This is a genomic window from Roseovarius sp. SCSIO 43702 (assembly GCF_019599045.1).
GTDB lineage: Bacteria > Pseudomonadota > Alphaproteobacteria > Rhodobacterales > Rhodobacteraceae > Roseovarius.
The window spans coordinates 2,142,358-2,157,135 of record NZ_CP080623.1; the positions used below are offsets into that span (position 1 = coordinate 2,142,358).

At 66.9% G+C, this 14,778-nt stretch carries 14 protein-coding genes; 4 read left to right on the forward strand and 10 right to left on the reverse strand.

Translation table 11 applies throughout. The features are described 5' to 3' along the window. Window positions 1-8: 8 nt before the first annotated feature. The 3 genes from K1T73_RS10575 (at window position 9) to K1T73_RS10585 (ending at window position 3,624) form a co-directional block, all read left to right on the forward strand. Window positions 9-1,355, forward strand: coding sequence for an NAD(P)/FAD-dependent oxidoreductase (locus K1T73_RS10575; RefSeq protein ID WP_220600675.1), 1,347 nt, complete (start codon window positions 9-11; stop codon window positions 1,353-1,355). A 106-nt stretch (window positions 1,356-1,461) separates the two neighbouring features. After that, on the forward strand, window positions 1,462-1,821 hold the full coding sequence (secG, locus tag K1T73_RS10580; RefSeq protein ID WP_220600676.1) for a preprotein translocase subunit SecG: 360 nt from the start codon (window positions 1,462-1,464) through the stop codon (window positions 1,819-1,821). 159 nt (window positions 1,822-1,980) lie between these two features. Beyond that, window positions 1,981-3,624, forward strand: coding sequence for a CTP synthase (locus K1T73_RS10585; protein ID WP_220600677.1), 1,644 nt, complete (start codon window positions 1,981-1,983; stop codon window positions 3,622-3,624). A 304-nt stretch (window positions 3,625-3,928) separates the two neighbouring features. Here the strand turns inward: K1T73_RS10585 and K1T73_RS10590 are convergent, their stop codons facing one another. From K1T73_RS10590 to K1T73_RS10600, 3 genes are all read right to left on the reverse strand, one after another. Further along, entirely contained in the window at window positions 3,929-4,864 is a 936-nt protein-coding gene (locus K1T73_RS10590) for an HNH endonuclease (RefSeq protein WP_220600678.1), read from the reverse strand. Between the two features lie 179 nt (window positions 4,865-5,043). Further along, window positions 5,044-7,173, reverse strand: a complete 2,130-nt coding sequence (scpA, locus tag K1T73_RS10595; protein WP_220600679.1) for a methylmalonyl-CoA mutase — start codon at window positions 7,171-7,173, stop codon at window positions 5,044-5,046. After that, window positions 7,145-8,080: a hypothetical protein gene (locus K1T73_RS10600; protein ID WP_220600680.1), complete on the reverse strand. Its 936-nt coding sequence runs from the start codon at window positions 8,078-8,080 to the stop codon at window positions 7,145-7,147. Before K1T73_RS10600 ends, scpA begins: the two co-directional genes overlap by 29 nt. Before the next feature lie 172 nt (window positions 8,081-8,252). Between K1T73_RS10600 and K1T73_RS10605 the strand changes: the two genes are divergently transcribed. Continuing rightward, window positions 8,253-8,717, forward strand: coding sequence for a DUF4174 domain-containing protein (locus K1T73_RS10605; protein WP_220600681.1), 465 nt, complete (start codon window positions 8,253-8,255; stop codon window positions 8,715-8,717). Window positions 8,718-8,748: 31 nt separating this feature from the next. Here the strand turns inward: K1T73_RS10605 and K1T73_RS10610 are convergent, their stop codons facing one another. From K1T73_RS10610 to K1T73_RS10640, 7 genes are all read right to left on the reverse strand, one after another. Then, on the reverse strand, window positions 8,749-9,108 hold the full coding sequence (locus K1T73_RS10610) for a hypothetical protein (protein ID WP_220600682.1): 360 nt from the start codon (window positions 9,106-9,108) through the stop codon (window positions 8,749-8,751). Next, on the reverse strand, window positions 9,108-11,153 hold the full coding sequence (locus K1T73_RS10615; protein ID WP_220600683.1) for an acetyl/propionyl/methylcrotonyl-CoA carboxylase subunit alpha: 2,046 nt from the start codon (window positions 11,151-11,153) through the stop codon (window positions 9,108-9,110). Before K1T73_RS10615 ends, K1T73_RS10610 begins: the two co-directional genes overlap by 1 nt. A 140-nt stretch (window positions 11,154-11,293) precedes the next feature. Next, window positions 11,294-11,509 (reverse strand): hypothetical protein, encoded by a 216-nt coding sequence (locus tag K1T73_RS10620; protein WP_220600684.1) that lies wholly within the window; start codon window positions 11,507-11,509, stop codon window positions 11,294-11,296. A 391-nt stretch (window positions 11,510-11,900) separates the two neighbouring features. After that, window positions 11,901-12,245, reverse strand: a complete 345-nt coding sequence (locus tag K1T73_RS10625; protein ID WP_220600685.1) for a hypothetical protein — start codon at window positions 12,243-12,245, stop codon at window positions 11,901-11,903. An 84-nt stretch (window positions 12,246-12,329) separates the two neighbouring features. Continuing rightward, window positions 12,330-12,485 carry a hypothetical protein gene (locus K1T73_RS10630; protein WP_220600686.1) on the reverse strand — a complete coding sequence of 52 codons (156 nt, stop codon included), beginning with the start codon at window positions 12,483-12,485 and terminating at the stop codon, window positions 12,330-12,332. A gap of 217 nt (window positions 12,486-12,702) precedes the next feature. Then, on the reverse strand, window positions 12,703-13,095 hold the full coding sequence (locus K1T73_RS10635) for a DUF6497 family protein (protein ID WP_259400218.1): 393 nt from the start codon (window positions 13,093-13,095) through the stop codon (window positions 12,703-12,705). 90 nt (window positions 13,096-13,185) lie between these two features. Then, window positions 13,186-14,718, reverse strand: a complete 1,533-nt coding sequence (locus K1T73_RS10640) for an acyl-CoA carboxylase subunit beta (protein WP_220600687.1) — start codon at window positions 14,716-14,718, stop codon at window positions 13,186-13,188. Window positions 14,719-14,778: the final 60 nt, after the last annotated feature.

The window sequence follows — 14,778 nt, forward strand, 5'->3', positions numbered from 1 at the left end:
GTGTCACCATGACGTCACGCCACCCCGCGCCCGTTCTTCATCGCCGCGCCTTCGTCTCCCTCTGCGGCGCGGGCGTGGTCCTTCCCTCGGCCCTCGGCGCGCAGAGCGCCCGGCCCTCGGCCCCGGACGTCGTGATCGTGGGCGCCGGCGCGGCAGGCATCGCCGCCGCTCACGTCTTGCGCGATGCCGGACTGAGCCACGTCCATCTCGAGGCGTCCGGGCGCGTGGGCGGCCGCGCCTTCACGGAATCGACGACCTTCGGCATCCCATACGATCACGGTGCGCACTGGGTTCAGAACGAAACGGCCAATCCCTATTTCAACCGCGCCCGGACCGGCGATTACCGCTTCTACGAGGCGCCCGAGACCTACGGCATCTACACCGACGACCGGCCCGCGACCGAGGCGGAGGTCGCGCGAATGTGGGACGCTTGGGACGAGGTGACTGGCGCCATGGCCCAGGCCGGGCGCGCGGGCCGCGACGTGTCTCCCGCCTCCGTCGCGCCCTCCGACGACCCCTGGCACAAAACCGCATGGTTCGGCATCGGCCCCTGGGAAATGGGCAAGGACATGGAGGATTTTTCCTGTCTCGACTGGTGGAACTCCGCCGACAGCACCGACTGGTATTGCGCCGAAGGCTACGGGCGTCTCGTGGCCGATCACGCACGCGGCCTCCCGGTCGAGCTTCGAACACCCGCGACCCGCATCCTCTGGGGCGGCAACGGGGTCGAGGTCGAAACCCCGAACGGCACGATCCGCGCGCGCGCCGTCATCGTCACCGTCTCGACGGGTGTGCTGGCACGCGGCGGGATCGCCTTCGACCCGCCCCTGCCTCCAGAGAAGGAAGAGGCTTTCGACGGCATATCGATGGGCGACTACAACCACATCGCCCTCCGCTTCTCCGAGGACGTCTTCGGCCTTGGCGAAGACGGCTATCTCCTGCACCGGGTCCCGGATGGGCGCGAAGGTTTCGGCGCGCTTACCAACGCCAGCGGCACGGGTCTCGCCTATTGCGACGTGGGCGGCTCCTTCGCGCGCGAACTGGAGAAGGCGGGCCAAGCGGCGGCACTGGATTTCGTCCGCACCAGGCTGCGCGACATGATCGGCGCCGACGCGGACCGCCACCTCGTCGGCGCCGCCGTCACGGCCTGGTCCTCCGATCCGCATTACCGTGGCGCCTACGCATCGGCACGTCCCGGCGCCATCCTCCTGCGCGAGGTTCTGCGCGCCCCCGTCGCCGACCGCGTCTTCTTCGCGGGCGAGGCCTGCCACCCGAGCCTCTGGGCCACGGTCGGCGGCGCCGATCTCTCGGGGCGCGAAACGGCCCGTGCAGTGATCGCGCAACTGGCCGGCTGACTCGGCGACGGTGCGCGTCCGGCCGGCCGCCGCCCAATTTCGGGGTTCACCTCGCCCCCGAAACCCAGTAGACACCGCGCCAACCGCCAACGCGAGGCCCCGTGCTATGGAAAACGTCGTTCTCACCATCCACCTCCTGCTCACCATCGCGCTCATCGGCGTGGTGCTGCTTCAGCGCTCCGAAGGCGGCGGCCTCGGCATGGGCGGCGGCGGTGGCGCGGTCGCGGGCCGCTCGGCAGGCACCGCCATGGGCAAGCTTACGTGGATCCTCGGCATCGGGCTTTTCGTGACCTCCATGGCGCTCACCATCATCGCCGCCGAGAAATCGGCCGGCAGCTCGGTGCTCGACCGGCTCGGTGCGGCCCCCCGTGCGGAAGAACCCGCCGAAACGGGGCTCGACGGGCTCGAAACACTCACGCCACCCGCCGAGGGCGACGACGCGCCGCTCGCACCCACCGCCGAATGATCCATCACCAACCGCGGCCCGTGCAGACCGCCTGACGGCATGTCGCGGTCGGGTTGCACGGATGCCCGCCCTTCTATAAGAGTCGAGTCCCGTGGTGCCGCGGTTCTCAAGAGACGAATCGTGCCGGAACCGGCTTGAAATCACGGGGGAATGCCTGCCATGGCGCGATACATCTTCATCACCGGCGGCGTCGTTTCCTCCCTCGGCAAGGGGCTTGCCTCCGCAGCCCTCGGCGCCCTGCTCCAAGCACGGGGTTTCTCGGTCCGCCTGCGCAAGCTCGACCCCTATCTCAATGTCGATCCCGGCACCATGTCGCCCTTCGAACACGGCGAGGTCTTCGTCACCGATGACGGGGCCGAGACCGACCTCGACCTCGGCCATTACGAGCGCTTCACCGGCGTGCCCGCCCGGATGACCGACTCGGTCAGCTCGGGCCGCATCTACTCCAACGTGCTCGAGAAGGAGCGCCGCGGCGACTACCTCGGCAAGACGATCCAGGTCGTTCCCCACGTCACGAACGAGATCAAGGAGTTCCTCCGCATCGGCGAGGACGAGGTCGATTTCATGCTCTGCGAGATCGGCGGCACCGTGGGCGACATCGAGGGACTGCCCTTCTTCGAGGCGATCCGCCAGTTCAGCCACGACCTGCCGCGCGGCCAGTGCATCTTCATGCACCTCACCCTCCTGCCCTATCTCGCGGCCTCGGGCGAGCTCAAGACCAAGCCCACCCAGCACTCGGTGAAGGAGCTGCAATCCATCGGCATCGCGCCCGACATCCTCGTCTGCCGGTCCGAACAGCCGATCCCGGAAAAGGAACGCGAGAAGATCGCGCTTTTCTGCAACGTCCGCAAGGAAGCCGTCGTCGCGGCCTACGACCTCAACTCGATCTACGAAGCTCCCCTCGCCTATCACCGCGAAGGACTCGACCAGGCGGTTCTCGACGCGTTCAGCATCTCGCCCGCGCCGCGGCCCGACCTGTCCGTCTGGACCGACGTGTCCGACCGCATCCACAACACCGACGGCCAGGTCAACATCGCCATCGTGGGCAAGTACACGCAGCTCGAGGACGCCTACAAGTCGATCAAGGAGGCGCTCACCCATGGCGGCATGGCCAACCGCGTGAAGGTCAATGTCGACTGGGTGGATTCCGAGATCTTCGACACCGAGGATCCCGCGCCCCATCTCGAGGGCTTCCACGCGATCCTCGTGCCCGGCGGCTTCGGCGAACGCGGCACCGAGGGCAAGATCAAGGCGGCGCAGTTCGCCCGCACCCGCAAGATCCCCTATCTCGGGATCTGCCTCGGCATGCAGCTCGCCGTGATCGAAGCCGCGCGCAACGTCGCCGGCATCACGACCGCGGGCTCCGAGGAATTCGACCACGAGGCCGGCGCCCGGCGGTTCGAGCCCGTGGTGTATCACCTCAAGGAATGGGTGCAGGGCAACGAGAAGGTGAAACGCAAGGTCTCCGACGACAAGGGTGGCACCATGCGCCTCGGGGCCTATGACGCGACCCTGAAGGACGACAGCCGCGTTGCCGAGATCTACGGCACGACCTCCATCGACGAACGCCATCGCCACCGCTACGAGGTCGACATCGCCTATCGCAAGCAGCTCGAGGATTGCGGTCTCGTCTTCTCGGGCATGTCCCCCGACGGACGCCTCCCCGAGATCGTGGAATGGGCCGATCATCCCTGGTTCATCGGGGTTCAGTTCCACCCCGAGCTGAAATCGAAACCCTTCGCGCCCCACCCGCTCTTCGCCGATTTCGTGCGTGCGGCGGTGGAAACCTCGCGCCTGGTCTGAATCCGCGCAGCCCACGCCGCCTCACGACGAGCGCGCCACCGGCGCATCGACCGGCAGGACACCGCCCCCGTCTCACACCCGGACGGTCCGCCGACACGCGGCCCGCAACGCAGCGCCACCGCCACGTCGGGGCGCCTTGACCCTGACATTCCTCGCCCCGCCCGACCCTTCTCCTGCCGGAAATATCCCGGGGTGAGCCGTGAAAGCCCATGGGCTTTCACGGTGAGGGGCCGCGCCCCTCCTGCCACGGAACCGGCGCGGCGCGGCCGCACCGTTCAGGCCGAAACCCGCCCCTCTCCACCGCTCAGGGCGCGCATCCCTCCCACGGTGCAGCGCCTTCGGGACTGACCTGCCCGAACACGTTCTCGCGATGCCACCGCAGATTGACCGGATGCGGCCAATCCCGCGGATGCGCGGGGCGCAAGAGCTTGCCGTCCCGAGGCAGAAGCCGATCCACCACGTCCCCGGGTACCTTGTTGCCTGATACAAGGATCGTCTCGCAATCCTCCGCCACCGAGACGAGCCCCCGGTCGAACATCCAGTGCAACGTGCCCGAAAGCGCCAGCCCGTTGCGCACGGCATCGCTCCCGCCATGCGCGACGGGCCGGATATGCGCGGCCTCAACCTCCGGCCGCCCGCCGCCATTGCGCAGTTGCAGGCCCGACATGGCACAGCGATACCCATAAGCCTCCCGCACCTTCCGGCGGAACGCGACATCCCGATAGGCCCGGCGCGTCAACCGCTCCACCACCGGGCGCGCGAAGGTCGCGCCGGCGTCCTCCATGGCGTCCGCGTCGCGCTCGTATCGCGCCGCCTCGATCCGCTCCAGGTCCTGCGGCAGGCCCATGTCGACGATCCGCGCGAAATCCGCCTCGGGCAGGCGCCGCACGGCGCTCTGGTTCAGGCCGCCGATCGTGGGCCGCCCCTCGCCATCGGCCAGCAGGCTCTCGACCGGGCGACCCTCGATCAGGCGCGGCACCTCGCGGTCGAGCGGCAGATAACTGCCCGGCGCGATCAGCGCGAGGTATCGCCCCGCCACACCCAGCTTCGGGATCACCCGTGAGATCCTCGCCACCGCGAAATACCCGCGCGGTCCGGCCTTGACCGGCTCGTAATAGACGATCCAGTCCCCCACGGCCTCTTCCACGGCGCGCAGATACCGCCGCGGAAAGTCATAGACCGTGTCGGGCTCATCCTCGTAGATCGAGTCGGCCTTGTGCAGGAGAACCAGTTTCACCATGCCGCCAGGAAACCCCGCCGGTGGAGCGGCGCAAGCCAAAACACGCACCCGTCCCCTTCTTCTTGCCAAAAAATATCCTGGGGTGAGCCGCGAAAGCCGTCAGGCTGTCGCGGCGAGGGGCGAAGCCCCTTCCCTGCGGGGCGCCCATCCCAGGAGGTCCGACCGAAGTCTCGCCCCCCTTACCCCCGCGTCTCGCGAATGAGTTTGAGGATATCCTGCGCCGCTTCTGGAATGTTCGTGCCCGGACCGAAGATGGCCTTCACGCCCGCCTTCCTCAGAAACTCGTAATCCTGCTGCGGGATCACTCCGCCGCAAATCACGATGATATCGCCCGCGTCGTTCTCCTCGAGCGCCTGGATCAGCTTCGGCGCCAACGTCTTGTGCCCCGCCGCCTGCGACGAGATGCCGATCACGTGCACGTCGTTGTCGATGGCGTCCTGCGCGGCCTCCTCGGGCGTCTGGAACAGCGGGCCCACGTCGACGTCGAAGCCGATGTCGGCAAAGGCCGTGGCGATCACCTTCGCGCCCCGGTCATGCCCGTCCTGACCCATCTTGACCACCAGCATGCGCGGCCGGCGGCCCTCGGCCTCGGCGAACTCCTCCACCGATTTCTGGATCGCGGCGAAGCCCTCGTCGCCCTCGTAGGCCTTGCCATAGACCCCGGCCAGCGTCTTGACCTCCGCCCGATGCCGCCCGAACACCTTTTCCATCGCCATGCTGATCTCTCCCACCGTGGCGCGTGCGCGCGCCGCCTCGACGGCCGCCTCGAGAAGGTTGCCCCCCTCGCCCGCGCGGCGCGTCAACTCGTCCAATGCCGCGTCACAGGCTGCCTGGTCGCGGCCCTCGCGAATGCGCGCGAGCGCGGCCACCTGTCCCTCGCGGACCTTGACGTTGTCCACGTCGAGGATGTCGATCGGGTCCTCCTTGTCCTTGCGGTACTTGTTGACGCCCACGATCACCTCCTCGCCGCGGTCGATCATCGCCTGCCGCGTGGCCGCGCTTTCCTCGATCCTGAGCTTCGGCATGCCGCTCGCGACGGCCTTGGTCATGCCGCCCATCTCGTCGATCTCGCCGATCACCTTCCACGCCGCCTCGGCCAGTTCGTGGGTGAGCCGCTCAACATAGTAGGACCCGGCCAGCGGATCGACCACGTTGGTGATCCCCGTTTCCTCCTGCAGGATCAACTGCGTGTTGCGTGCGATGCGCGCGCTGAAATCGGTGGGCAGCGCGATCGCCTCATCAAGCGCGTTGGTATGCAGCGACTGCGTGCCGCCCAGCACCGCGCTCATCGCCTCGTAGGCGGTGCGGATCACGTTGTTGTAGGGATCCTGCTCCTGCAAGGACACGCCGCTCGTCTGGCAATGCGTGCGCAGCATCTTCGAGCGGTCCTCCTTGGCGCCGAACCCCTCCATGATCCGATGCCATAGCAGGCGCGCGGCCCGGAGCTTGGCCGCCTCCATGAAGAAATTCTTGCCGATGGCGAAGAAGAACGAGAGCCGCCCGGCGAAACGGTCCACGTCCATGCCAGCGTCGATGGCGGCCTGCACGTATTCCTTCCCGTCCGCGAGCGTGAAGGCCAGTTCCTGCACAAGGTCCGCACCCGCCTCCTGCATGTGATAGCCCGAGATCGAGATCGAGTTGAAGCGCGGCATCTCGTTCGCGGTGTATTCGATGATGTCCGACACGATCCGCATCGAGGGTTCGGGCGGATAGATATAGGTGTTGCGAACCATGAACTCCTTGAGGATATCGTTCTGGATCGTCCCCGACAGGACCGACCTGTCGTGCCCCTGCTCCTCGCCCGCGACGATGAAGCTCGCCAGCACGGGGATCACCGCGCCGTTCATCGTCATCGAGACGCTCACCTGATCAAGCGGGATGCCGTCGAAAAGGATCTTCATGTCCTCGACCGAGTCGATGGCGACACCGGCCTTCCCCACGTCCCCCTCGACACGGGGATGGTCGCTGTCATAGCCGCGATGCGTTGCCAGGTCGAAGGCGACCGACACGCCCTGTTGCCCGGCGGCGAGGTTGCGGCGGTAGAAGGCGTTCGATTCCTCGGCCGTCGAGAACCCCGCATATTGCCGGATGGTCCAGGGGCGGCCCGCATACATCGTGGCCTTCACGCCCCGCGTGAACGGCGCCTGCCCCGGGATCGTGCCCAGGTGATCGACCCCCTCGAGATCCTCGTCGGTGTAGAGCGGCTTGACCGCGATCCCTTCGAGCGTGTGCCACGTCAGATCGTCGAGACTGCGGCCGCGAAGCTCCTTTTCCGCGATCTTACGCCAGTCGTCTTCCTTGCGTCCCATATCCTTGTCCTCTTTCCTCGGGTCCGGGCGCGGGGTTGATCCCCGCCGTCTCCGGCCCCCATTCCTCGCAAATCCGCGCAAGCCCGTCGGCACCCGCGCGCAACCAGTAGAGATCGTCCTCGTAGCTCTCGCGCATCGCGGCCAGTTGCGCGCGGCCGAATGCCGGAAGCGCATCCGCCCCGGTCAGCGCCTCGACCGGAAGGCCCGCACGCTGGGCCACCTCGGCGCGTAGCGTCACGGGGCCCGGCCCCGCGTTGCGATGCACACGCGCACTCTCGCGCGGCACGTCGCGCGTGTCCAGCAGCGCCCCCAGCCGAGCCGCCGCGTCGTGACCCATCGTCTCATGCGGCATCGCCACGATCTCGACCCCGGGCATGGCACAGGCCACGTCCATGACCACGTCACGCCAGCCTCGCGGCATCGCGGCGAGGCGCAGCATGTCCTCGGGCTCGGGCAACCGGCCCAGCCGCATGAGGCAATATCCCATGGCCGAGCGCCAGTAACTCTCGGGGCTGCGCAGGCTGATGCCGACCCGCCGCACCTCGGTGCCGAACCCCGCGTGATAGCGCGCCATCCTCTGGCCTGCCGCGCGATAGAGCGCCCCGTCGCGCATATTGGCGCGCATGCTGCCCAGCATGTTCTCGTCGCTGATGACCAGCCGCTCGAAGCCCCGATCCTCGAGCTTGGCGAGCTTGAGCGCGATGCGCCCCCGGGCGCGGGCCATCTGCTGTGCCATGCTGCGCCGCGACGGGACCGGCATGATGCCGTGGAACATTCCGTTCCGCGTCCGCGCCGGACCCCAGAACGCGGTGTTGCGCCGCGCGAGCGCGGCAGCGTTCTCGCGCATGTAATACTGGAAGGAGGTCGACGCGGCCCGATGCGCCCCGATATGCAGGTAGATGTCCATGGTGGCCCCCGGCTTCCGGCGCGCGCCCCTGCGCGGCACCGTGACAAGACTGCGATCAGCCTGCCGCGCGAGGTTTGAGATATCATGAACACGCAGCGGCCCCGCCGCCCCGGTGCATTTAGCGGTCGCAATCCCCCCCGAAGCGCTTATATTCCCAAGGAGAGGAGAGTGCATGAAACGCGGTTTTTCCATGTTTTTCGGGGTGTTGATGGCGTCCTCCGTGCTCGCGGCGGATGGCGCGGCCATCCCCGGCGACGAGGTGCTCATCGGCCCGATGGACACCGATTTGAGCGAATTTTTATGGAAAAAGCGGCCGCTCGTCGTCTTCGCCGACAGCGAGAACGACCCCCGCTTCATCCAGCAGATGGACAAGGTCACGGCGCGGCTCGATGACCTGGCCGAGCGTGATGTCATCGTGCTGACCGACACCAATGCCGGTGAGCGCACCGAATTGCGCGATCGCTTCCACCCGCGCGGCTTCATGATCGTGCTTCTGTCCAAGGACGGGTCCATCGTGCTGCGCCGGCCAGCGCCGCGCGACGTGCGCGAATTGTCGCGCTCGATCGACAAGCTGCCGCTCCGCCAGCAGGAAATCCGCGACCGCCGCGGCATCGGCGACGACGAACGCGCCCAGTAGCGCCGCTCGCGCCCATATGCGCGTCCCCGGCTCACGCCCGCTCCGGTCCCAGCGTGATCAACGCCACCACCAGGAGCGCCAGCACCAGCCCGAGCGCGGCCACGGGCGGCGCCACCACGCCGCGCACCATCGCCCAAAGCGCGACACCGCCGACGCCCACCACGGCCAGAGGCGCGAACACCCAGTAGCGCCACCGCGGCATAGTGCCCACCAGAAGCCCGAAGATCAGCGCGAAGACCGCGAGCCCGGCAAGCGGCGCCATGACGACCGTGGGCCAGACCTCGCCCTGCGGCCCGGGTGCGAAAAGCGCGCCCACCGTCTTGACCTGCACGAACCACGCGACGCCCAGGGCCACCGCGTAGGCCATGAGCACCGCGATCAACCGTCGCATCACTCGAACTCCATGATCACGTCGTCGACCGCCAGGCTGTCGCCCTCGGCCGCGTTGACCTTCGCGACGACGCCCTTGCGCTCGGCGCGCAGGATGTTCTCCATCTTCATGGCCTCGACCGTGGCAAGCGCCTGGCCTTCCTGCACCTCGGCGCCTTCTTCGACGTGCAGCTTCACCACCAGCCCCGGCATCGGACACAGCAGCAGCTTCGACGTATCGGCCTCCTTCTTCTCGGGCATGAGCGCGGCAAGCTCCGCCTGGCGCGGCGTGCGCACGTGACAGATCAGCTCGGCCCCCCGCGTGCGGATGCGGAACCCGCCCGGCACCTTGTTCACCTTCAGGACCAGCGGTGCGCCATCGACCTCGAGCCGCGCAAGGCGCTGCCCCGGCGTCCAGTCGCTCGCCACGCGCAGCGTCGTGCCGTCCTCGAACGCCACCGATGATCCCTGCCGGTCGGCGGCGATGTTCACCCGGTGGCTTTCACCCTGAAGCGTGACGACCCAGTCCTCGCCCACGTGCCGCTCGTGGTTGTCCATCCGCCCCGAGACCCGCGTGCGCCGGATCTCGGCCACCCGGTGCATCGCCGCCGCCGCCGCCGCAACGCGGCGCAGCGTATCGGGGGCCAGTTGCACCCCTTCGAACCCATCGGGATATTCCTCGGCGATGAAGGCCGTCGTCATCTCGCCTGCCACGAATTTCGGGTGATCCATCACCGCGCTCAGGAACGGCAGGTTGTGCCCGATCCCCTCGATCTCGAAGGAGTCGAGCGCCACGCGCATCGCCTCGATCGCCGTCGCGCGATCCTTGCCCCAGGTGCAGAGCTTCGCGATCATCGGGTCGTAATACATGCTGATCTCGCCACCGTCATAGACGCCGGTGTCATTGCGCACGGCGGTCTCGCCTTCGCGCGCCTCGTCCTGCCACTTGCCGCTTTCCGCCAGCGGCCCGGCGGCCACTTCCTCGGGCGGGCGATAGGTGGTCAAACGCCCGATCGACGGCAGGAAGCCGCGATAGGGGTCTTCTGCATAGACCCGGCTCTCCATCGCCCACCCGGTGAGCGTCACGTCCTCCTGCGTCATCGACAGCTTGTCCCCCGCCGCGACCCGTATCATCTGCTCCACGAGGTCCACCCCGGTGATCAGTTCCGTCACCGGATGCTCCACCTGGAGGCGCGTGTTCATCTCGAGGAAATAGAAGTTCCGCTCCCCGTCCACGATGAACTCGACCGTGCCCGCGCTCGCGTAATCCACCGCCTGTGCCAGCGCGACGGCCTGCTCGCCCATGGCGCGGCGCGTCTCCTCGTCGAGGAACGGGCTCGGCGCCTCCTCGATCACCTTCTGGTTCCGCCGCTGGATCGAACATTCCCGCTCTCCCAGGTAGATGCCGTTGCCGTGGGTGTCGCACAGCACCTGGATCTCGATATGACGCGGTTGCGTCACGAATTTCTCGATGAAGATACGGTCGTCGCCGAAACTCGACGCCGCCTCGTTCTTCGAACTCTGGAAGCCCTCGCGCGCCTCCTCGTCGTTCCAGGCGATGCGCATGCCCTTGCCGCCGCCCCCGGCGCTGGCCTTGATCATCACCGGGTAGCCGATCTCGCCCGAGATCTTCACCGCCTCCTCGGCATCCTCGATGAGACCCATGACCCCCGGCACGGTGCTGACCCCCGCCTCCTGCGCGATCCTCTTCGAGGTGATCTTGTCGCCCATCGCCTCGATCGCCCCCTTGGGCGGCCCGATGAAGGCCACGCCTTCCTTCTCCAGCGCCTCGGCGAATTTCGCGTTCTCGCTCAGGAAGCCATAGCCGGGATGCACCGCCTCGGCACCCGTCTGGCGGATCGCGTCCATCACCTTGTCGATCACGATATAGGACTGGTTGGCGGGCGCCGGGCCGATATGCACCGCCTCGTCCGCCATCTTCACATGCAGCGCGTTGCGGTCGGCATCGGAATAGATCGCAACCGTGGCGATCCCCATCTTGCGCGCGGTCTTGATCACGCGGCATGCGATCTCGCCGCGGTTCGCGATCAGGATTTTCTTGAACATCTCACGTCCCCTTTACCTCGCGACCGCGATCTTCGCCCCGGCCGGTCATGAAAAAACCACCGGCGGGAAACCCGCCGATGGTCCAATGGAAATCAGCGCGCGAGGCCCGAAGGCCCGCGCCATGTGTCTCTGTCAGCCGGTCAGAAGCCCCGGCACTTGCCGGGATTGGCCTGGCAATAGATCGTGTTGCCCGCCGCGCCCACGGCCGCCCCGGCCAGAACGTTGCCGTCAAGCACCGCCGCGGTGCCGGCGCCGGCCGCGCCGCCGATGAGTGCCTGTTCGCCGATATTGTCGCCGCAAGCGGCAAGGCCCAGCACAACCATGACGGGTGCGGTGATTTTGAGAATATGTCGCATTTCGGGGTCCCTTCTTCCTGAGGATACTGCTCTATCCCCCCATGAATGCCATTAACGCAAGACGCGTGAAACAGTTCCATGCGCGAAACGCCGCCATCGGCGGAACGCCACCGATCCGCGCATGTTCCCTCGGGAAAACCAAAAAAGGGCGGCAGACGCAAACTGCGCTGCCGCCCGTCAGGGGAAGGGTAACGGTTCAGACAAATTGTCTCGGGCCCTTGGGGGAGGCCCGCCACTACGACCATCACCCTGCACACCTTCCCGGCCCGCGCCAACCCCGTGCGACGCGTTGCGCAACTTTCGGCTGAGTTCCGCGTAAATCGGCGCTCCATGCGCGGATTGCAGCCGAAAGCGGTGCAATCCGGCCCGGCGCCATATGCCGCCCTCCCCGTCATTCCATCGCCTCGGGAAACGCACGCCGCATCGCCTCGGCGTCGATGACAAGCCGTGCCTCGTAATCGGTCGGATCGAAGGGATCGTCATAGGGCAGCACCTCGCGCCCGAACAGCCAGCTCAGCCGCCCCGCGTCGAGGTTCCCGCGCTCGAACGGCTCCTCTCCGAAATGCGCCCAGAGCGCGGCGGCGAAGGCCTCGTCGGCACGCCGGTCGGCGGGCCTGCGATCACGGTAGCGTTCGCGCGCCACGATGGGTGTCGCACCCTTCGGATTGGCCCTGCGCAGGGTGAACTGGTAATCCGTGCCGGGCAACCGGCCGGGGAACCCGCGATGCTTCATCATCGCAGCCCCTCCCGGCCAATGGCCACGAAAAACGGGACAGGCCGAAGGGCCCGCCCCGTCTGTCCCGCAAGGGACGAAACCGGCTTAGTACTTGCCGCCGTATTTGCCCGTCGAGACCGGCTCGACCGAAATCGGCTCGGGCTCGACGACCACGTATTCCTCTTCCTCGGCCTGCTGTGCGCAAGCCGCGAGCATGGCCACGAGGCCCAGCGCCAGAAGGCTCTTGATACTGTTCGACATGTTTGTCTCCTGTCCGTTATGTCCATGATGCGGAGGGCACGCCCTCCCACCACCTGCCCCGCGTTCGGGGTGCGGGCCGCTTGGATGCGGCCGACGGGCAGAATACGCGAATCCCCGCGCCAGAGATACGCGGGCGAAGTTATCCACAGCCTATGTGACCGGGAAGCCTCAAAAGCCGCCGCACCTGAGATTCGATCCGCAAGATGTTGTGCCATCGTCAGAATTCCTCCCATATGCAGGCGCCATTCTCGACCAGGTAGGTCTCGAAGACCTGCGCGATCTGCGGATCGGCGACGCCGAATTGGCCGGGCGCGGACGCAAGCGAAACCACCACCTCCTGCGGCCCCGGCGCGCGCGCCAAGAGCCACGGGGCCACATGCCGCGCGCAGAGATGCTCGAGGTCGGCCATCACCGCGGCGAATCTCGCCTCGTTCATCTCGAACCCCTCCTGAACGTAACGGAACCTGTAGGACGGCCCGTAGCCCTCGGGCTCCGCGCGCACCTCCTGCACCCAGGCCTCCCCGCCCGAAGGCAGCGCGATCCGCTCGGGCGTCTCGGCGCCGGCCGCCGCCCCCAGCATCATCAGCCCTGTCGCGAAGACCGTCCTCACCGTGTCACTCCGAGCCCTTCTTCTTGCTTAAAATATCCTGGGGTGAGCGTGGAAACGCAGTTTCCGCGCGAGGGGCAACGCCCCTTTCGCTCACAACGGGATGTTGTCGTGCTTCTTCCACGGGTTGCTCAGCGACTTGTTGCGCAGGCTGGCGAAGGCGCGGCAGATGCGCTTGCGCGTCGAATGGGGCATGATCACCTCGTCGATGAACCCGCGTTCGGCGGCCACGAAGGGATTGGCGAACCGGTCCTCGTAATCCTTCGTATGCTGGGCCAGCTTCTCGGGGTCGCCCGCGTCCTTGCGGTGGATGATCTCCGACGCGCCCTTCGCCCCCATCACCGCGATCTCGGCCGTGGGCCAGGCATAGTTGAAATCGCCCCGCAGATGCTTCGACGCCATCACGTCGTAGGCGCCGCCATAGGCCTTGCGCGTGATCACCGTCACCTTGGGCACCGTGGCCTCGCCATAGGCGAAGAGAAGCTTGGCGCCGTGCTTGATCACGCCGCCATGCTCCTGCCCCGTGCCGGGAAGGAAGCCCGGAACGTCCACCAGCGTCAGGATCGGGATCTCGAACGCGTCGCAGAACCGCACGAACCGCGCGGCCTTGCGGCTCGAATCGATGTCGAGACACCCGGCCAGCACCATCGGCTGGTTGGCCACCACCCCCACCGTGCGCCCCTCGAGGCGGATGAAGCCGGTGATGATGTTCTTCGCGAAATTCTCCTGTATCTCGTAGAAATCCCCCTCGTCGCCCAGCTTGAAGATCAACTCCTTCATGTCATAGGGCATGTTGGGGTTGTCGGGGATCAGCGTGTCGAGGCTCTCCTCGATGCGCTCGGGCGTGTCGAAGAAGGGACGCACGGGCACGCCGCCGCGATTGTTGAGCGGCAGGAAATCCACCAGCCTGCGCACCTCGGCCAGCGCCTCCACGTCGTTCTCGAAGGCGGCGTCCGCAACGCTCGACTTGCGGGTATGCGTCGACGCGCCGCCGAGTTCCTCGGCCGTCACCTGCTCGTTGGTGACGGTCTTGACCACGTCCGGCCCGGTCACGAACATGTAGGACGTGTCCTTCACCATCATGATGAAATCGGTCATCGCTGGGCTATAGACCGCGCCGCCCGCGCAGGGGCCCATGATGACGCTGATCTGCGGGATGACCCCGCTCGCCATGATGTTGCGCTGGAACACCTCGGCATAGCCCGCAAGGCTCGCCACCCCTTCCTGGATACGCGCGCCGCCACTGTCGTTGATGCCGATCACGGGGGCGCCGTTCTGCATCGCCATGTCCATGATCTTGCAGATCTTCTCGGCATGGGTTTCCGACAGCGATCCGCCGAAGACCGTGAAATCCTGGCTGAAGACATAGACCATGCGCCCGTTGATCGTGCCCCAGCCGGTGACCACGCCGTCGCCATAGGGGCGGCTCTGCTCCATGCCGAAATCGGTGCAGCGATGCGCCTTGAACATGTCGAATTCCTCGAAACTGCCCTCGTCGAGCAGGATCTCGATCCGCTCCCGCGCGGTGAGCTTGCCGCGTTCGTGCTGCGCGTCGATCCGCGCCTGCCCGCCGCCCTGCCGCGCCTCGGCGCGCCGATCTTCGAGTTCCTCCAGAATGTCGCGCATATGGCCTCTCCCCGGCATGTGACCTCGGTCCCTTATAAGGCTGGGCCAATCGGGTCAAAA